The following is a 20,138-nucleotide window of genomic DNA, read 5'->3' as shown; positions in this document are numbered from 1 at the left end:
CCCGAGTTGATGGCGTGATTGCCCCAACCCTAGAAACCATCCTTTAAGACATCACAAACCCACCGCGCGTTGCTTAGATCAGGATCATATCGTCCGTGATCAGCGAGATATCTGTGCCCACGAATGTAACCATCGCATTGGCGTTATCATCAAAAACAACATCGTCACCTTGCTGACTGAACAAGCCCTGCGCCTCCGCCACACTCGCTAGGTCAAAATCGGTTAAATCGATGAAATCCCATGCTTCAAGGTCAAGGACCGAACTTTCCGCAACAGATTCAGAGAAAACGAAACTATCGGACAAAGAACCGCCGGCCAACACTGTCCCATCACTGCCAGCTTCCAGTTCATCATCGACACCTTGCGCGACGATCCAGTCTTTCAGGCTCTCGGCGGTTGCCGAAATGAACTCGGCACTCTGTGCGAACCCTTGGACAACCTCGACCTCGGTCATCCCGTCAGCCATTCGCTGAGACCAATTCGCCAAACCGGTTTCGTCGGGCGCCCGATCAAGAACATTGGCATACAACAGCGTTACGAATTCTGAATCCGACAAGTCTTGATAGGTATTCTTAAACTCCGTTGAGTTCACAAAGCCGCTTGCAGCGTCCAAATATTCTGTCCCCGATCCAAGCCGATCGGACCAGTTCACAAATCCAGTCGCATCGGGTGCTCGGTCCAATGTTGCTTGATACAACCGGAACACATCATCGCTCCATTCAGACGGCGAATTTGCTTTAGTGAACGCAGTGGCCGCGTCAGCGGTGCTGTTCTTAAACTCGGTGCTCTCTGAAAAACCTTGGATAACCGATGCTCTCTCGGTGCCGGACTCCAGCTCTCCAACCCAACGCGTTAGCCCAGCGTCATCCGCATCCCTACCGAGCACGTTAGAATAAAGCAGTTCAACAAAGGCTTCGTTTTCCAGACCGCCATACTGTGTTTGATACTCATTGGAGCCCATGAACCCACCAATGACGTCCAACAGCTCTCGGCCTTCAACGGCAAGACGTTCGGTCCATGCCAGATGCCCCGAACTATCAGGCTCACGCCCAAGGACTGCCTGGTATAGGCGGAAAACTTGTTCTGAAACGGACGAGAAATATTTTGCCTCGAACCCGTCTGCAAAAGCATACGCCGTCGTTACAAGGTCATCAAAGAACCCGTCTAATTTCGTATTTTCATTGGCAACGTCGACCGAATACGTCGCAACGCCAGGTAAATCATCACTGGAAAACTCTACGGTGTAACTACCGGCTTCGACTTCCACTTGGTAACCACCAGCGGCCCAAGTCGTTGTCGCAAAGACATCGCCTGTGTCGTCATCAGTAACGGTTACGGTTACGTCTCCGATCCCCTCACCAATGTCGTAGAACGCATCATCATCCGCATCGTCAATAAAGACACCTAACAGATAAACGGCGCTACTGCCGAAGGACGCCGCAAAATCCTGGGTGACCACCCAAGGGCCGACACCGGTGCTGGGATCAGTTTCCTCCAACGCGGAAATACCAATGTCCTCAACAGTCCCCGACATGATTGAGGCTTGATGGCCCGCGCTATCCTGTATGCCGTCGCCAATGCTTTGCCAGTTATCATAAAGATTGCCGTCCGAACCAAAATCGGCGTCATCATATCCCCAGTCAACCATAAACCCGACATGGCCATAGAGTGCGTCCTTTGTGTACGCGTAAACGTTCTCTCTTACGGTCCACAAGTTATCGTAACCGGCATCTTCGACCCGATCCAATAGTGATGCTTCACCTTCTATCCGATGAGACTGTTCATCTTCTTCAATCATCAATTGCGAATGACCATCTGCAGCAATCGCGAGAGCATCGTTCCATGCCAGAGGCGCAACAGGATCATACGCCGCCATCTGCGTTGCAAAGACGTCCATATCGACGCCAAAATAACTAACCGCAGATGCGATTCCCGCATTTGATGAAATCGCATCCATAGCAACATCATATTCCCCGTCTGGGTTCATTCGGGCACGGTTGGTGTATTCCAACATCAACTGCTCAAACTCGTTGGGGGCGTTTTCCATCTTTCAGCTCCAGCTCGTCAGACAGAAAGTTCACGTTTCGCTTTGGCTACGCTCAGAACAAGAACTCGGACTCAAGTATCTGTTCTAGTGTCGTGTTACGAAATTCTATCACTAAGTCTGCATCTTCAAATATTACGTTGGTCCCGTCTGAAATCAGAAACTGCTCAATGTCAGAAACTGAATTCCAATCGGATCCGGCCAAACTTAAAACATCCCAAGGTTCAAAATTTATGATCACATTGTGGCCATTTGTTGATTGCTCGAACGCAAATGTGTCAGACATTACGCCCCCAATCAGGACATTGTTGCCCCCTCCTCCAGACAGAATATCTTCGGTCCCGAGGCTCTTGATCCAATCCATCATCACGTCGTCGCTCGCATCCGTGAACTCTGTACTTTGGGAAAACCCTTGCACCACCTGCGCCCGCGACATCTCACCGGTCACCAGTCGCGCGGTCCAATTTTCAAGGCCCGTTTCATCCGGCGCGCGATCAAGAACATTGTAATAAAGAAGCTCAACGAAGCCTCTGTCGTCCGTCGATCCATAAATTTTCTGAAACTCAGCGGAATTGATAAACCCTTCCACGACGGTTAAATATGACATCCCCTCCGCCAAGCGTAACGACCAGTTCTCAAACCCGCTTTCATCGGGCAAACGATCTAGCGTTGCCCCGTACAGCCGGAATACATCATCCGAAAACGCGCTCTGAAGACCTGCACGGCTGAAGGACAAAGCCTCTATTTTCGTGGCATTCTTGAACTCCGTACTTTCAGAAAACCCGACGACAACTGAACTCCGGCTTGCGCCACCGTTGAGCCGCGCCGTCCAGTTTGCCAACCCTGTTTCATCTGGCGCACGGCCAAGCACGTTCTGATACAACAGGGTCACAAACCCATCGTTATCCAAATCCCCATATGTCTTCTGAAATTCGGGCGAGTTCACGAAACCAGTCGTTACCTCAACGAGCGAATAGCTCCCGTCGCTCAAACGATCGGCCCAATTGTTCAATCCAACGACATCAGGATTACGGGCCAACGTCGCCTGATAAAGGCGGAAAATTTGCGCCGAGGCTGCATCAAATTCACTATCAACTACCCCCGCCAATAGAAAATCATCCCCGTCGCGACCGTCTAAAAGATCGGGTTCATCAGTGCCTGTTTCGTTTAGTGCTTCGGTTGGCAGTGGGGTCGTGTCTATCTGCCATAATCCAACCGCATGACGCGCTAGAAAATCTTCTTCCAAGATCGGATCACCGTCATCACTGTGCAACCGAATGGTTGTTCCATTTAGTGCGACTTCTAGCCCCTGCTTCTTGGATTTGAATGAAAGCTGATCAAGGTCATAAAACTGATCGAAGTTACTGAAATCAATCAGATCTGCATCGATGTCGAAATCATTCACGACTTGCCGGACGCCGGAATCTTCTATGACAAACTGATCCGCGCCAACTGTTCCAAAAAAGGAACCCACATCGTCGGCCTGTTGCGTCGCAGGCAATTCACCGTCGAGGCCATCTACCCGCAACTGCGTAATCCCGCGCCCTGCATCTGTGTCCCCGAGTGTCTCACCCGTTACAAAGATGTCCAACCCACCCTCGCGCCAGACCATGTCTAGGCCTCCAATGCCCGACAAAGCCATCTCGCGCATTTCGTCATCAAGGCTTGCGACATGCGACAACTGACCGTCCACTCGCAGTGCAAGCAAACTTAATCCGTTGTCATTTCCGGCAGCCAGAACGAACACCAGATCGTTAACCTTTAGTGCCTCTAGCTGAACCAAACCGTCGAAAAACGTATCGCGTGTGTCGACCACTTGGCTTTTCACAGTCATCTGCCCTGACGCATCTAACGCCACCACCGATACCGAACTGCTGCCCGCCGCACCCACAATGGCAAATGTTTGGCCATCCAGTTCGACCACTTCTAACTCGGTGGGCGTTGATATGAATAAGCCATCCCGATCATCCAATCGTGTTGGAACACCCAAAGTGCCGTCCTCGAGAACACGAAACGCCAGCAAATCATTCGTGGTGTGATCCAAGGCCAATACGAATGGCACACCATCAGGCTCTGCCCATTGGATGGCGTGCACGGCACCTGCGGATAAGAACGATGTCGCACCTGCGCTGCCCACCTCAACCAGCCCGCCCGCTTCACGTTCCCAGACCTTTAGCCCGTCACTCTGTCGGCTCGCCGAGACAAAGTAATGACTGCCCCCGCTATAAAAGTCGACGAATGCTGTTATGGCCTCGTCTTCTTGTCCAACAAACGAAAGCGACTCTAACGCACCAAGTGTGCCGTCCGAATTGATCTCCCATGTCTCAATTTCGGTGCCATATCGCCCCGCGGCGATCAAAACCGCCTCGCCATCCAATCCGGTCACAGTCAGCGATCGACCCGCATCAAGCCCTTGAATCATATCATAATTTTCATGGTCCAAGATCGCCATGTCGCTGCCCGATGTGCGGGCAGTTACACCGCCCCCCATCGCGCTCGCCGTATAGACAAACGTTTCGCCACCCAGCGTAAAAACCGTCACATCCGACAGCCCGATCGTATGCGAAACCACACCGTTCGTCTGCGTCGAAACATGTTCGAACTCGGCCACGCCCTTGCTCCACCTAAACCACTCCTAGGCTTCTTGTGTGCAAGGTGACGTGACCAAACGCGCGGCGCGAACGCGGCAGGACTGCGCCTTTCGGATTTAATTTCACAAAAATTAATGGCTTTATTGAGAGGTCCACCGGTGTTAGCCGCTAAATCAATCGATCTGGAACCCGTATGACCATTCCCACGAAAACAGCCGACTTGCCGCGCGTGACGATTATCTTAGCGACCTACAACGGCGCTAAATACGTTCAACAGCAACTCGATTCATACGTGGCTCAACAGGACGTTGATTGGGATTTATGGGTCTCTGATGATGGGTCTTCCGACGACACGATGACGATCCTCAAGGCATTCGCCAAGGAAAACGGGCAAAACCGCACCATCAGAATTTTGGCAGGCCCGGGCGAAGGCCCAGCGGCCAATTTCATGTCCGTTTTGGTCCACCCTGACCTCCCCCAAGATCAACCAGCCGCACTGTCGGATCAGGATGATGTTTGGCTGCCCAACAAACTTTCCACAGCCCTCGCGACACTCAGCCCCACTGCCGGACCCGCCTTGTTCAGCAATCAAAGCTTTCACACAGACACCAACCTGAATGTGATCGGGCACTCGACCCCGCCAATCCGCGGGCCATTCTTTGAAAACGCACTGGTCCAAAATATTGCAAGCGGTCACAGTCTCGTCTTGAACACCAAGGCGCTCGCGGTTGTTCGTCAGGCTGGGCGGCCCGACGGAATTCCCTATCATGATTGGTGGCTGTATCAGTTGATCAGTGGCGTCGGCGGCACAATCCACATCGATACAGCACAGCTCATTTACTATCGGCAACACGCCTCGAATGCGATGGGTGCGCATGATGGTCTTCGTGCGGGCCTAATACGCTTCACCCAAGTCTTCGGGAAAACCTATGGCGCATGGGTGGACACAAACCTAAGGGCCCTGTCCAAAATTAGCCCCCTGCTCACCCCTGCCAATCGCGACATCGTCAAACGACTTGAAGCAACTCCAAAAGGTCCGGCACGGCTTAAAGCGTTTTACGCGGCACGCATCCGTCGCCAAAACCGCATCACGACAGCGCTGCTGTACCTCGCGGTTGCGTTGGGCCGTGTGTAACGGCGGCCTAGCTAAGTGCTGTCTCGTTCCATGTTTGCATTGTGATATTCAATGCCGTCTTCAACGTCGTCAAAGAACCGCAGCTCACCACTTTCAAGAACCACTGCTGAATCACAAAGGTTTCGAATTTGTTGCATTGAGTGGCTCACCACGACCGCACCAGCATTTTTCATGCGTGCCTTGAACAACTCATCACTTCTTTTTCTGAACGCCGCGTCCCCGACAGCCGTGATTTCATCCACGAGGTAGGTGTCAAACGCCACCCCCATCGAAACACCAAAAGCCAGTCTCGATTTCATACCTGATGAATACGTTCGCAGTGGCAAATGAAAATGCGCACCCAGCCCTGCAAAATCAGCAACGAAATCGATCAGCTCATCTGTATCCACGCCATAAATCCGCCCAACGAAACGGCAGTTTTGCGCGCCACTTAACTCGCCATGAAATGACCCAGCAAATCCCACGGGCCAAGAAATTGCGCCAGTGGTTACCACCCTTCCCGACGTCGGCTGCATGGTGCCTGCGATCATCTTCAAGATCGTCGACTTTCCCGCGCCGTTGCGCCCCAACAAAGCAACAGACTGGCCTTCAGGAAATACCAGATTGGCATTTTCCATGATGACCTTGCGCTGACCATCTAGGGCAAATTCCTTAGTGACATTCTCAAATCGGATCATTGATCTAAGACACCGCTAGCGTCGGTCTTTAACGGAATAATACACAAGCGCGACAAGGCTCCAGAGCAGAAACAGGAACAATGTGAACACGACCTGCAAAATCAAACGTTCAGGATAGACAGCACTTTGCGCGCGCGTTGGTTCTAGATAGGCAGCCAAATACCGGCTTTGACGGCTGGCTTCTGACAATGCGCTGTCATGGGCCGCTCTAGCTGAGATATAGGCCTCCTGCGCAAACTCCCGATCCACGACCAGCGTCTCGTATTCGCCGATTAGGTTGGCAAACCCTTGCTCGTCATCATCCGGATCTGTCGACCCTGCGCCCCCTAATTTTCGACGTTCTTGAATGATGCGTTCTTCGATAACTTCCAGACGGCTACGCTCTTGCACAAGTCTCGGGTCCGATTCAGACGCCATCCGGCTCAACATATCCAACGCAATTAATGACTCGGCTTTTTGTTGCTGCAAACTCGCCAGCAATGACGTTTGGCTTTGTAGATCCAATTCCGGGTCAATGATCTGGTTCTCATTGCGGAACAACGTCAACGTCGAACGCGCGGTTCGCAACCGGTCTTCTGCTTCCCCCAGTTCGCGGGCCGTGTAGCGGATACTGTCCTCTCGCGCGACGGCACTCAGCTGGTTGATCATCCCCGAACTTTTCTCAAACAACCGCTCCGCAATCAGCGTGGCGTCATCAGCATCAAAAGCGCGCACCTCTACCTCGATCAGTCCTGTTCCAGCAGCATACGAGACGTTAACCATCCGCCCCCAGTACACCATAATATCTTCAATCGAGGCGTCCGGCGTCAGCGCGAACACAGGATCCTGCGACGGAATGCGCCAAAGCGTTTCCTCGTCGGTTGGCAGCGACCAGATTTCAGTCAAATCGATCTCGTCTTCCAATTCACTGACCAGTTTCTGGCTTCTGAGATACTCGAATAAAATGTCCGTATCCGTAGAACTCGAGCCAGAGAAGTTGGTGAGCCCAACCAAAACATCAGTGGGCGATGATGAATCTTCGCGACGCACAGAAAACCCGACGCTCGACGCATATTGATCAAACGCTACAGTCCACAAATAGACCCCGCTCACAATACTCGGTGCCACAACAAACAATAGAAACGACAACGTCACTATGAAATGACGCAACCGGAAAAAGCTCCGTCGTACCGGAGGCCGCACTGCTGCTTTTGGCGGCTGTGCTTTCGGTTGCGGTTTTGGCTTCGGCTGTGGTTTGGCCTGCTGCTGTGCCTTCGGTTTTGGTTGTGGTTTCGGCTGCGGCTGGGGTTGTGCTTTTGGTTGCGCCTGCGCCTTTGGTGGGGCCTTCGCGGCCTGTGCAGCTCGTTCTTCTCGCGCCGCCTTTTGACGCGCGGCCTTTCGCAGGTCCGCTTTGCTGGGGCCTTCTTGATCGGTGCTATTGGCAGCCTTTGCAGCAGAACCTTTTACAGTCTCAGACGGTTTAGGTGCGGCTGCATCAGAATTGGAGGCTGAGGACATCGCAGGGCCTTTCAAGAAGAACTTTAACTTTTGACAGGAACGCTATACCCATATGAAGCGTTTCACCATAGCACATTGGACACCGAGAATGCCAACAGCCCCCTCCCGTGCTCCCCTGCCGCCAACCCAAACACGGCGTCGCTTCGGAAGCATTCGCGCTGTTCTCGCCCTAATTATGCGTGAAATGGCGACGTCTTATGGACGCTCACCAGGTGGCTACATTTGGGCGGTCCTAGAACCTGTTGCGGCCATTACCGTCATGTCGATCGTATTCTCTGCGCTCGTGCGCAGCCCTGCTCTCGGTATTAGCTTCCCAATGTTTTACGCAACCGGAATGCTTCCTTTCCTGCTTTATAACGCAGTGCAGGGTAAGGTCGCAGGTGGGCTGACCTATTCAAGGCCATTTATGGCCTACCCAACCGTTACTTATTTTGATTCACTCGTTGCTCGTTTCACCTTGGAAACGATGACCAAATTATTGGTTGGGTATATCGTCCTCACAGGTATTCCCCTATTATTTGAAACGCGCACGCACCTGAATTTTGCAATCATCATTCAGGCCTACGCCCTCGCGGCGGCTCTCGCATTTGCCGTGGGTTCAGTGAATTGTTTTATGTTCACACAGTTCCCTGTCTACCAAAGATTCTGGGCAGTTCTGAACGCACCCTTGTTCATCCTCTCTGGCGTCTTTTTCACCTACGAACTTGTTCCAACCGAATACCAGACCCTGTTGTGGTATAACCCTCTGATCCACGTGACTGGCCTGATGCGATCCGGATTCTATAGCACTTACGATCCCGACTGGATTAGCATCCCGTATGTCATCGGCGTCTCACTGACCCTAGCGGTCCTTGGCCTGCTGTTGCTACGCCGATACCACCGAGATCTTTTGAACCTGTAATCAGGGTTTCTGAACCAAACCCTTAACCCTCCGAAGAACTCTACCGGCTGATCCACCGACGGCTTGAATGCGCGCGTCCTGATCTGCCCTTAGCAAAGCATCAAGCAACACGAGAATGGCGCCGTCCCACTCCTTAATGGACGCAGAGTTTTTTGGGGAATCCGGCATGTCGGCCGACACCTTCACCCCAGTCTCAGCGACGCGTTCAAGACCGACAATCAGCGATTGAAATAGCGCGGCCAATTGTTCCGGATCATTCATCGGGGAAACCCCCCGATCTATTTCGTCCTGCCACCGCGTATCGTCCAGCCAGCGAACGTCATCACACACTTGGGTCATGGCCGCATCAGACGCCACACGCTTTAACGCATCGAGATTGGTCTGCGCGATAGGTCGTAGAATATCAGCATGGCGCGGCGTAATCGCCCAAAGCCGCCGCCCCCCAACCTGCGGACACCACCGCTGCACAACGAATTCAGTGTGCGCATCGTGCCCGGAAACCCGCAGGCGGCGATGACGCCTCAACACGCCGATCAACGCGGGGGACGAAGACACATTGCTTTGCTCTGCTGCCGGCAATTCCACCCCAAGGTGGTCCGAAAACCGCGCAACGACATCCGGCTGCGCCCATGCATATCTTACTCTGACATTCGGGATTGCCGACCACGCCTCAAGGTTCGTCCCAAACGTGTAGTGCATTTTCGCGCGATTGATCCAAGCGTCCATGCTTTTGACGTTCCAGACGCCCCACTGCCAAAACGCCGAATTGTACCAATCCATCACGGGGCGAAGATACGCGACGACATCAACTGGCGGGTTTCCCCAGCTTTTCAGGTGATGCGCGAACATATCTACACGGTCAATCCAGCCCTCACAGGATGCAATCGGCACATGCCCTTTGCGAAGGCCGCTCAATCGCGCGCGGTTCAACGCTGCAAACATTGGCGCATCTACTTCTGTGTTCTTTATATTCGGCCAGCTCGTGTACCCATAGGCCGACCATTTGGCTGCAGCAGTGACACCCCGGCCGTACTGGATACGGCCGACGCCCGCGGCCTTTTTCCAAGTCGTATAGCGAAACGGCAGCCCGTCTTTACTCATCAGGTCTGGCGTCATGCTCAGCGCGGCCTGCAAAGCAGAACTGCCGCATTTGGGGGCCCCTACATGGAGAACCATTTGTGCTTGCTCAGTCATGTGGCTCTCCAGTCTCCGAAGCCGTCAAGAAAGACAAAAGCTCTGCAGCCGACGTTTGGTCCAACCTGCCGATCCGCGGTAACGGCAGAACCCCACCACGTGCTCCGGTTTTCACCGCCGCCTCAACGGCGGCACCCTGTGCGCCAAGATCAAATGCAAATACCGGCATGCCAGTTGCCAGCGCCTCATGGGTCGTAAATGAAAACGTCTCGGGCCAAATTGATGGTATGAACCAGTTCGAAATCCCATAGCGCGACACCAGCGCAGGCAAATCGCAAACGTCATACGTTCCATGAACCTTGGACCCATGTGCCAGATGAAACCCTGGCGCAAGGTTGCCGATCACAACGATCCGACCGGCGCCAGTTCGGTCCAATTCCTTAGACAGCTCAACCACAACGTCTGCGCCCTTATGCTCTCCGATATTGCCAAGAACCCCAATCACAAGACCGCCCTGCCCGTACTTCGCAGGTTCAATCGCACCGGGTTGAGAATGCAGCCCGTGCGGAACAACCGATACCTTATTCGCGATCTCGGGATAGGCTTCGGTCAATAGATTTTTGCTCACATTTGAAAAGACCTGCACGTCTTGCGCAGCCCGCAAAAGGCGCCCCCATTCTGACTGCCAGTCCGCCAAGCCTTTGCCATTAGGTTGATGTGCAGGGTCATCTTCTAGTGGCCCACCTGCCCGCGGCACGCCCTGATACGTGCCATCCGATCCGACCAAGGTAAACGACGGACTAATCGGGAAATAGTCATGCATCAGAACCTCAACCGGATGCTGACCGCTGTCTGCCATCCGCAATAGAACGTCAGGCAACCTGATGGGATCGGGATCCCCGACACCGCATGAATAGATCACACGCCGCTCCGCCAGCCCCCCAATCATCGACAATAGCGTTTCAACGTCGTCGCACATGCCAATGGTCAACCCCTGACCACTGTGAAGCTCGATCTGCCAACTCATGCGAAGGCCGACCCGAACCACTACAGCCGCGCCGCCAACCGCAATACAATCCGCGATCCGTTCATCAAGATAGATATCCGCGCCGCCACCGGCAGCGTGTGCCAAAAAGATTGGAACAGGGTCTTCCTGATGGACTGACGCCCACTTTAACGCCAACGCCAACCGCACCGTTGCCAGTGGGTCATTGCTTATGAAAGTGTGAACTTCTTTCTCGTATTTGGGATATCTGGCTGCCAGCTTTGCAATATTCTTTTCCAGCAGTCGCTGCTTGGCAGCGGATCCAAAGGACATGCCCCCATAGTGTTCAACAAATACGTTTCCGGCAGCCACATGGCGCCCACCCAAGGCCTCCGTCTTTTTGCACCAGTCGTTCTCTTCTCCGTAGCCACGCCCAAAAGCCGTATCGAAAAACGGCACGTCCCGAAGGTACTTTGGCGACATGGCCATACAGAACCCGACTCCCGTCGGCACGTCGATTTGGGCCTTAATAGGGTCGAATGTCGCGGCAACAGCGTCCAATTCATCAACCGCCCCGCTCGTTAGCGCGGATGGGGCGCATAGCACAGGAACCGTGAAAATCTCGGCGTCATTTGACATGGGTGTAACCGATGCAACATCGGGGCTGTCCAGATGCGCCAACAGCCGATCGAGCCAACCGTCTGGCACAAACGCGTCCGAATTCACCAAAACCACAGGATCATCAGGCCAGGTTTGTGCCTGTTTCAACCCCGTATTCGCCGCGCCAACGAACCCCTTATTCTCTGAATGCTTAACCAATGTAACTCGGTCAGCTCGTCTGGCATCCGCACACCATTCCTCAAGAAACGGCCTGACATGCGGGTCAGTTGAACAATCTTCAACAAGAACCAAACGCCAGCCCTGACCGGAGTATCGCTCAATGCGATCAAGGGCATTGGGGAGCAAATCATATGCATTGAACACAGGCATCATCAAAGTCGCCTGTCGTGGAGGCCCAACGGCAGCTTTAGCTTTATCAAAAAGACCTGGCTCCAGCGCCATAGCGGGCGGGCGTATTCTGAGGCCAAAACGCTCTTTCACGAGCTCACGTTCACGCAAGTCGCCTTTAACTTTCCATCGGTAGATTTGCGGCAAAGATCGCACGATTTGCGCGCAGAACCGGCACCCCTGCCAAACCCTCGCGCGGGCAAGCCGGGCGGGACTAATGGAAGGAAGCGAAACATCCGCCTCTTCATTCCCCACACCAAATCGCAACGTCGCCTCGCCCAACTCAAACGGCAGGCTTCCTTCGTAGTTGTAACTTCCGTCTGTCTGGCGCACCCCCAGCACAGGAACCGACGCCTTATTCAAACTAAGCTCAACGCTTTCAAAAGGTCCAACAGCCGTAAAACAGAGTCTATTCGCAGCGATAGAGACTGATTTGATTGTCACATCAGCCCCTGATCCGTTCGGCTGGGCACGATCAACTGGTACATCAATCGCCACGTGGATGTCGGCGTATCGCTCAAAGACGCTATAAATCCGACGTACAAACATCCACTTCCCTTCAATCTAACCCTTACAGCCCTTTTTGGCGCGGTTTCTGATAATACATCGAACCAACAAGAGACAGGTGTTTTCCGCAGGATCGCACCCTAGACAAACAGGTCCTTCTCGCGACGCACAATAACCCAATACCAACGTAACTCATTGATATAAAACGCTAAAAAATTTCACCTTCTCAGCAAACTAACCCAACTCCAACTTATAGACCTTATCCGCGGATAAGGTCCCTACCCTAACCCGTCCACAAGACCGGCAATCGCGCGCTCAAGCTGTGCACGGTCAATCGTTGAAAAGTCTCGATCCACCTTAATTTCCAGACGCCCGACACCGGCCGTGCATTTCACCCGTCCCGCGCTGGTGCGAATATCAAACGTCGTCTTTGTCTTGGACGGATCAGCCGCCCCCTGTTTAGATTTGACGACCGCGGCGACCTCATCGGGGTCTCCGCCAACGTCGATCGCCTCTTGCCCCGAATGACGACGCAAGACGTCCAGCTCATCCAGAACGCCGCGCATCTCCCAGTCTTTCAGGTCATCCCTGATCCGCGCCTTGATCTCTGGGCGGTCCTTTAATGCACGCGCCACCGTCACCCCCAAAGCCCGCGGGATTTCCGTCGGGTACGCGAGAGCATCTCCGATTTGGTCCAGAAGGAACGCAAAGGAGCGAATGTAGCTGCGCTTGGAATATGGAGCCGATTGGAACAGCGCAGCCACGGCCGCGCCTAGATCCTTTGCTTCCGTCGCGGGATCAGCCGCATATGTCTGGGCCGCACGGGCCATTTCCGCAAACGACAAATCCTTACGGATGACGTTCTCATCGACCATACGGCGATATAGCCCGCCAATGTCATCGCCCCCCGGCAGAACAAGAGCAGGAACAGCGGCCCACTGTTCATCACCTGTTTCTTCAAGCAGCGCCTTATATGCGCTGAGACGCCGGTACCCCTGCACCAGCTCATATCCAGTACCATCAGGGCGCTTCAGGAGCCGGATCGGATTAGATAGTCCCAATTCCCTGATCGAGGTAACAAGGCTTTCAAGTTCCAGATCATCACCCGGCATACGGTCACGCACGAGCATGAAGGTATGGACATCTTCCAGAGGCACATCAAGGACAACGCCTCCCGCCTCCCGCTTGGCGACGAACTCATGGGCCAAGGCATCATTCTCGTCGCGGATCGCATCAGCCGCCTGTTTGCGCGCACGCAAGGCATCCGCATTCTCGGAGATTGCGCTCGCCATCGGCCCGCGGCGTGTCGGGGTTTCTTTTGGGGCCTGCTGATCGACGTCTGCGTCATCTGGCAGGTCAATATCAAATACACGACGTTTCCGGCTCATGTGTTCTCTCCCTCACGTTCGACCTTATCCGCGGATAAGGTTTCTTCGGACATCGCCTCCCAATGCGGAAGGATCACCTCTCTGAACTCCCCATAGGCACGATCGAAACTAGCGCGCGCGCGGCGCCAAGTTTCTCGGGTCATGTCCCGATAATCCATTTCATAGATGGAGCTCAGGAACCGACCAGATTGCTCAACGGCGCGCGTCATTTCCACGGGGTGCTCTGCAAGTTTTTCACCGAAAACCTTACCAAATGCTTCCCGCATCGCACGGTGCAGATCATTGCCGGCTTCAAACCGTGTGAGCAAAAAGCGGACATCATGAAATTCTTTCGGCAACGTAACCTTATCCGCGGATAAGGTATCGCCGAACCCTTGCGACAGATCCTCCAACGCCTCGGCCAACTGACCGATAAATGAAGTGGTGCTGTCGTATTCCCAATACCCAGGACCTGACGGAATATAGAGAACGTCAGCCGCGAAGACCGCGTTCATGGATTGATACCCAATCGCTGGCGGACAATCGAAGAAGATCAGGTCCCACTGATCGTCCGGCAACTGATCAAGGAACCGCGACACTGCCGCAAAGAAAGACCATTCAGGATTCAAGTGGCGATACTGCGCAGAGGCGAATTCAACAAAGGCCGCGTTCGCACAGGACGGGATCAGATCGATCGTCGGCCAGTTTGTCGGCTGAATGAAATCAGAGATGCGTAAATCCTGCAGGCCTAAAGACGTGATCGACGAAGGGATTGACCGCTGGGGCAGGGCAGCCCCGCTCGCAGCACCTTGCGGCATAGCATTCTGCTCTTCGGTCTGGCGGATCAGATCGCGGGCCATAATCCCCCAGACCGTGTTTTCCTCACTCACATCCGTCAGACCCATTGAATGACTAAGTGTGGCCTGAGGGTCGAAATCCACACAAAGCACGCGATATCCGTCAAGCGCGGCCGCATGCGCAAAGTGCTGCGCAACGGTCGACTTTCCTGCGCCGCCTTTGAAATTTGCAATCGCAGTTCTGATGGCACGACCAGCCGGACGGGGAGGGGTCAAAGGCTTCCCACGCTGGCGTATCTTCCGGCGCAAGATGTTCACCTCATCAAGCGTAAACCAACGCTGCCGCCCATCGGGCTCAACAAGACCCGCTGGTAATGAAGGATCCGCCGCAAGCTTGCCCCTAAAGGTCGACTGATTAATCCCCAAGATGAGCTCCGAAACCTCCCATGAGGAGAACCGCCGAAGGGACTTAACGTTCTCCGGAGAGAAGGTCTGCTGACGAATCCAACCCTGCATCTTCAGGGATCTCGACTGCATTTCTTGTAGATCGCGGTGATTCAGCATTTTTGCCTCGGACGTTGTTTCGTGGTTTTTCTGCATTTACGCCCAATTTGCACTTTTTGTCGAGAATGTTATTCATGTAATCTAACCATCCTTATCCGCGGATAAGGTCAGGATAGGTAGGCCAAGCACCACAACGGCCCTCCGAATCGGGTGAGGCAGAGCCCTCCACAGTATCGACTAGATATAGGGGGACACGAATTCGGCTTTGGAATACTTTGGGGGGACATCTACGACCAATAGGGTGTCACCCAAGATGTCCCCCTATACCTTTAATACCATTTTTTCTTTAGATAGTTTGAAAGGGACTGGGGGAGAAAGTAGCGAATCCTTGACATGAAGACCTTTTCCAACGCAAATCAGGGGGCGGTCAGGAATAACGCCTAAACTGAGTCTCTCGGTCAAAACAAAAGGCAGCCTCCGCATGGTTAGCAGTAACCATTGAGCAAACGAGGCGGGCATGGAAATCTTTAACGACCGACAACCAAGGTTAGGGCAGGGCGGTTTAGCTGCAGATTACAAATTTGCAGGACCGGGGTCAGCATCTCTCAAGTATGATGTTCTAACAGCGCTTCTTGCGCTTGCAGCACAGAACAACGGAACACAGGGCCGATTGGCCCTGCGCCTTTCTTTGGTCATTACGGCTCGGTTTAATTGGAAATCTGGTTTCTTCAGTGTCGGGGTCAAAGAACTGGCGCGGATGTGGGGCGTGACCGAGCGAACTGCCAAACGCGAAATTGGACTGATGCGGAGCATTAATTGGATTTCCGTTCAGAAGACCGCGACCCGAGGGCGCGTTACTCAACACAAAATCCAGTTCGCGGATATTCTCAGGGATACGATCGGTTATTGGGATTCCGTCGGTCCGGACTTTTCAGCCCGTATGGCTGGTGCACCCGAACCATCAGAAGAAGTCCAAAGCAATGTTGTGCCGCTGCGCACCGGAACAGACACTGTTCCAGCGGAGGACGGCACAGTTTGGCCAGCGATCGCCTCAGAGATGAAGGCACAGGACCCAGCGGTTTATGCCGCATGGTTGAGTGCGCTTTCCTATGTAGACCGTGATGGGGACCACTTGGTTCTTGCGGCGCCAAGCAGTTTTGCTGCCAGTTATATCGAGACACATCTACACACGCGGCTTTTGTCGGCTGCAATTGCCCAAGATCGATCGATTAAGGGGATACGACTCATTTCTATGGACTAGCGGTGGCTGTCCATGGCCAAACAACGCGCAGGCTCGTTAGGGTTGCGTCTTAAAGTCGAAGGGCGCTATTTATGCCCAACCGGGGGAAACAAATGTTAAACGTCCGTCTACTGTTGTGTGGAGCTGTTTTATTGTCTGGATGCGACCTGATCCCCAGAGGGGCAGGGCTGCAGTCAGAGGTTCTGGCCGTTCCGGATTCATCAAATGGTGAAGAGGTGGTTCCTGAATTTGCTGTCGAGCCGATCACGCGCGATAACCTTGCGACGTTCTTGCATTGGCCGGATATCGACAACGATAATTTGCGTTGGATCGAAGCCGCTGATCAGCCCAATACCCGCATTGTAACGCCAGGCGATCGATTGGATATTACGATTTGGGGGACAGAGGAAAACGGTCTTCTGACGAACCCCGGCCAACGGTCTGTAACGTTTCCACAAACAACAGTGTCTGCAGCGGGTACAATTTTTCTACCATTTGTTGGCGACATCAAAGTCAGCGGTATGAGCCCTGATCGTGCTCGGGCGCGAATAGAGACTGAATATCAAGGCGCACTACAATCGCCACAGGTCCAATTGGAACTTACTGAGGGCCCAAACCGGCAAGTCACGCTGGTAAGCGGTGTGAGTGCCCCAGGGCAGGTTACGTTGCCCCATACGAATTATACAATCTTGGAACTGATCGCGGATGGCGGCGGGATTGTGACCTCATTCAATAACCCGCAGGTCCGATTGCAGCGCAACGGTACCCTTTATGGCGTTTCTGCGGATCGTTTGTTGGGGACACCGCGGCTCAATACGACCCTGAATGCGCGAGACCGCGTTTTTGTCGAAGAGGATGAGCGCATTTTCCTTTCGCTTGGTGCGTCAGGGACTGAAGCGGTGCATTCGTTCACAAAAGACACTGTTACGGCACTAGAGGCCCTTACGATCATCGGTGGTGTCGCGGAATCGCGAGCGGATGCCAAGGGAATCTTGATTTTGCGTCGCTATCCTGCGCGTGCTGTGACGGCAGATAGGTCTGGGCCAGATCACCCACGGACGGTCTTTACAATCGATCTGACTACGGCTGACGGCTTATTCTCCGCCGACCAGTTCATCGTTCAGCCGGGCGATTTGATTTATGTCGCAGAAAGCCCTGTTACGGCGGCTCAGTCGATCTTTAGCTTGTTTGGGTCTGTTCTTGGGATCAACAACCAGCTGAACTAAGACAGACCTTTGAGCGTTTGGAGAAGGCGGTGTGAACCCGCCGACGATCATTTGCGCCGAGCTGAACGTAAAAGGGTAGGGGCCTAGAACGACGCTAGGGCAGACGAGGAGCCTTCGTGTTCAAGGGCAGGGCGTTTAACCCAGCGGCGCAGCATGTCTACGGCGATGTCCTCGTCTCCTTCAACGAAGGCTTCGTTCAAGGCGCGAAGGGCAGAGGCGATTTCAATTTCCGCGAGGCGATCTTCTTGGACACGTTTGATTTTCGGGTGGTCGGTGTCTGTGATTGGCTTACCTTCGACCGTCAGAATTTCATGCAGCTTCTCGCCGGGGCGTAGGCCGCACTCCTGAATTTCAATGTCACCATCCGGATTTTCAGCGTCGCACACCGTATATCCAGCGGCTTCGATCATCTGGCAGGCGAGGGCGCGGATCGAGACAGGTTCACCCATATCCAACACAAAAATCTCGCCGTGTTGATCGGTCTTTTGGGCTTGGCTTCCGACCATCAGAACCAGCCGCGCGGCTTCTGAGATGGTCATAAAGTAACGGGTGACTTCAGCGTGTGTCAGCGTAACTGGGCCGCCGCGTGCGATCTGTTCGTCAAATAGCGGGATGACCGAACCCGACGAGCCAAGAACATTCCCAAATCTAACAATCGAAAAACGGGTCTGAGGTGTGCGTGTCGAAATGTCTTGAACCAGTAGTTCGGCCAATCGTTTGGATGCGCCCATGATGTTTGTGGGCTGAACAGCTTTGTCTGTTGAAACAAGAATAAAGGAATCGACACCAGCATCACCTGCGGCTTTTGCAACGGTCTGGGTGCCTATTACGTTGTTATAAAGCCCGACGAGGCGGTTCTTCTCAACCATCGGAACGTGTTTGTAGGCTGCTGCATGCAAGACCGTATTCACACCGTGTTCGGCAATGGTCCGTCGCACATGGAGCGCGTCTGTTACTGACCCCAAGACAGGAATAATCGGGCAGATTTCATCATCGCTGGAACTCTCGTTCAGTTCTCTGTCGAGCTGGTAAAGCGCGTGTTCGCTTACGTCGAACAAGACCAGACATTTCGGGCGACAGTTTATCACCTGACGCGCAAGTTCTGAGCCGATCGATCCGCCCGCACCGGTGATCATCACGCAGCTGCCTGCATAAATTTCACAGCTGCCTTCTAAGTCAGCATCCAGATCTGCACGGTTTAGGAAATCTGTTGGGTTAATAGGAAGGAGTTTGTCCGTCAGTCGGGTCTCGCCGACAAGGGAGGCAAAAGAGGGCAAGGCGGATACTTCGCAATCAAGCGACTGAAGGTACTTGATCAAGCGCGCTTGACGTGGACGGCTTTGCGTCGGCATCGCCAATACAACGCGGTCGACTCTTAGGGTCTTAATAATCTGTTCAATGCGAACAGGAGAGTGAACGGGCAGGCCCGCAACAAGGATTTTCTGAAGGGTCGGGTTGTCGTCTATGAATGCGACCGGTTCGATGATGTCATCTTTGTCGAGTGCGGCGGCAAGTTGAACGCCAGTTTGGCCGGCGCCATAGATTAGGACCCGTTGCCTGTCATGTCCGCGCGTGTAGATTGCGATCAGGATGTTGCGCATTATAAACCGCGCGGCCACGGACAGGATCACAATTGCCATCGTCACATTCAGAATGAAAATTGGATCCGCGACAGTGCCGTAAAGCAATTTTGACCCAATAAACCCGACGATGCCGACAATGGCCCCATATCCAGCGGTTCGCTGAATGCCGTTTTGTTCGTAAGTCTTCAATTTGATGCGTGGCAAACCCATGATGAGAGAGGCGGCGCCACCTGCGACTGTCAAAACAACCACCAGAGCCAGCTTTTCACGGAAATTGCCCTCGGCGACAAAGATCAGCATCGCACACGCAATCGGCACAAGCATGATATCTACGAGAAGCAGGATGCCATGCTTAACATTTCTTGGCATAGTCTCGAAGGTGCGGGACATACGCTTGTTCAGCTTTAGCAGCTTATGCTTGATTGTCCTACGTCGCATACCAGCGTGTCCTTTCACCAAAACAATTCAAAAGACTAATAACCTTGGTCCAAAAAAGAACATTCAACATGGTTGTGGACCGCGTGTAGGCACTTTCCCCACAACCTCTGGTATAAAGGTCGTATTGTATTTGTGCCAGTTTCGTAGCCAACAGGGTAAGGAATGGCATAAATCCCTGTTAACTACGAGTTAATTTCTTGGCGGCTTGCACAGAAAAGCGGCGGTGTGGCGGGTTTGTGCCGAAAAAAGTACGAATCAGACTGTGAATCGACCGTAATCCCGTGTGGCGGTTTGAGCGACACGGGAGGCGTATAATCATAGTTATGTAAAGTATATGTAAGTCGCGGTCCCCAATCCTTTTCGTAGAACCGGGGACCAATTTCTATTTCAAGAACCGTTCAACGATGGATGTCTGGCCATCAAGGGTCCTTATACAAACAACATGCCGTCATCGAAGTCGGCGAGATCGGTGCCCTCAAACACGACTTCAACGTTGCCCGATGC

13 protein-coding genes are annotated in these 20,138 nt (G+C 53.4%); 4 read left to right on the top strand and 9 right to left on the bottom strand.

Annotated features, from left to right (window positions below; all coding sequences use genetic code 11):
* Window positions 1–73: 73 nt before the first annotated feature.
* Together L0666_RS00065 and L0666_RS17325 are read right to left on the bottom strand one after the other, a co-directional pair.
* Window positions 74–2,047, bottom strand: a complete 1,974-nt coding sequence (locus L0666_RS00065; RefSeq protein ID WP_235256872.1) for a DUF4214 domain-containing protein — start codon at window positions 2,045–2,047, stop codon at window positions 74–76.
* A 52-nt stretch (window positions 2,048–2,099) separates the two neighbouring features.
* Window positions 2,100–4,655 (bottom strand): DUF4214 domain-containing protein, encoded by a 2,556-nt coding sequence (locus L0666_RS17325; RefSeq protein ID WP_235256870.1) that lies wholly within the window; start codon window positions 4,653–4,655, stop codon window positions 2,100–2,102.
* A gap of 173 nt (window positions 4,656–4,828) precedes the next feature.
* On the opposite strand from L0666_RS17325, the gene L0666_RS00055 reads away from it, so the two are divergent.
* Complete coding sequence (locus tag L0666_RS00055) at window positions 4,829–5,770, top strand: glycosyltransferase (RefSeq protein ID WP_235256868.1); 942 nt, start codon at window positions 4,829–4,831, stop codon at window positions 5,768–5,770.
* A gap of 11 nt (window positions 5,771–5,781) precedes the next feature.
* Here the strand turns inward: L0666_RS00055 and L0666_RS00050 are convergent, their stop codons facing one another.
* Together L0666_RS00050 and L0666_RS00045 are read right to left on the bottom strand one after the other, a co-directional pair.
* A complete protein-coding gene (locus L0666_RS00050) occupies window positions 5,782–6,447 on the bottom strand; it encodes an ABC transporter ATP-binding protein (RefSeq protein WP_235256866.1) in 666 nt (221 codons plus the stop codon).
* Between the two features lie 15 nt (window positions 6,448–6,462).
* A complete protein-coding gene (locus L0666_RS00045) occupies window positions 6,463–7,944 on the bottom strand; it encodes a KpsE/RkpR family capsule polysaccharide export protein (protein WP_235256864.1) in 1,482 nt (493 codons plus the stop codon).
* A gap of 88 nt (window positions 7,945–8,032) precedes the next feature.
* Between L0666_RS00045 and L0666_RS00040 the strand changes: the two genes are divergently transcribed.
* Window positions 8,033–8,845 (top strand): ABC transporter permease, encoded by an 813-nt coding sequence (locus L0666_RS00040; RefSeq protein ID WP_235256862.1) that lies wholly within the window; start codon window positions 8,033–8,035, stop codon window positions 8,843–8,845.
* Here the strand turns inward: L0666_RS00040 and L0666_RS00035 are convergent, their stop codons facing one another.
* The 4 genes from L0666_RS00035 to L0666_RS00020 all read right to left on the bottom strand — a co-directional run bounded on the left by L0666_RS00035 (window position 8,846) and on the right by L0666_RS00020 (window position 15,207).
* Window positions 8,846–10,039, bottom strand: a complete 1,194-nt coding sequence (locus L0666_RS00035; RefSeq protein WP_235256860.1) for a hypothetical protein — start codon at window positions 10,037–10,039, stop codon at window positions 8,846–8,848.
* On the bottom strand, window positions 10,032–12,521 hold the full coding sequence (locus tag L0666_RS00030) for a glycosyltransferase (RefSeq protein ID WP_235256858.1): 2,490 nt from the start codon (window positions 12,519–12,521) through the stop codon (window positions 10,032–10,034). Before L0666_RS00030 ends, L0666_RS00035 begins: the two co-directional genes overlap by 8 nt.
* Before the next feature lie 236 nt (window positions 12,522–12,757).
* Window positions 12,758–13,867: a ParB/RepB/Spo0J family partition protein gene (locus L0666_RS00025; protein ID WP_235256856.1), complete on the bottom strand. Its 1,110-nt coding sequence runs from the start codon at window positions 13,865–13,867 to the stop codon at window positions 12,758–12,760.
* Window positions 13,864–15,207 carry an AAA family ATPase gene (locus L0666_RS00020; protein ID WP_235256854.1) on the bottom strand — a complete coding sequence of 448 codons (1,344 nt, stop codon included), beginning with the start codon at window positions 15,205–15,207 and terminating at the stop codon, window positions 13,864–13,866. Before L0666_RS00020 ends, L0666_RS00025 begins: the two co-directional genes overlap by 4 nt.
* A gap of 457 nt (window positions 15,208–15,664) precedes the next feature.
* Between L0666_RS00020 and L0666_RS00015 the strand changes: the two genes are divergently transcribed.
* Together L0666_RS00015 and L0666_RS00010 are read left to right on the top strand one after the other, a co-directional pair.
* Window positions 15,665–16,408: a DnaA N-terminal domain-containing protein gene (locus L0666_RS00015; RefSeq protein WP_235256852.1), complete on the top strand. Its 744-nt coding sequence runs from the start codon at window positions 15,665–15,667 to the stop codon at window positions 16,406–16,408.
* A gap of 92 nt (window positions 16,409–16,500) precedes the next feature.
* A complete protein-coding gene (locus L0666_RS00010) occupies window positions 16,501–17,613 on the top strand; it encodes a polysaccharide biosynthesis/export family protein (RefSeq protein WP_235256850.1) in 1,113 nt (370 codons plus the stop codon).
* A gap of 83 nt (window positions 17,614–17,696) precedes the next feature.
* Here L0666_RS00010 and L0666_RS00005 read toward each other — a convergent pair whose 3' ends face one another.
* A complete protein-coding gene (locus L0666_RS00005) occupies window positions 17,697–19,634 on the bottom strand; it encodes a polysaccharide biosynthesis protein (protein WP_235256848.1) in 1,938 nt (645 codons plus the stop codon).
* Window positions 19,635–20,138 lie beyond the last annotated feature (504 nt).

It is taken from the genome of Octadecabacter algicola, assembly GCF_021532625.1.
In the GTDB taxonomy this organism is placed as follows: domain Bacteria; phylum Pseudomonadota; class Alphaproteobacteria; order Rhodobacterales; family Rhodobacteraceae; genus Octadecabacter; species Octadecabacter algicola.
The sequence above is the reverse complement of the archived record's forward strand: the minus strand, read 5'-3'. Positions and strand labels throughout refer to the sequence as shown.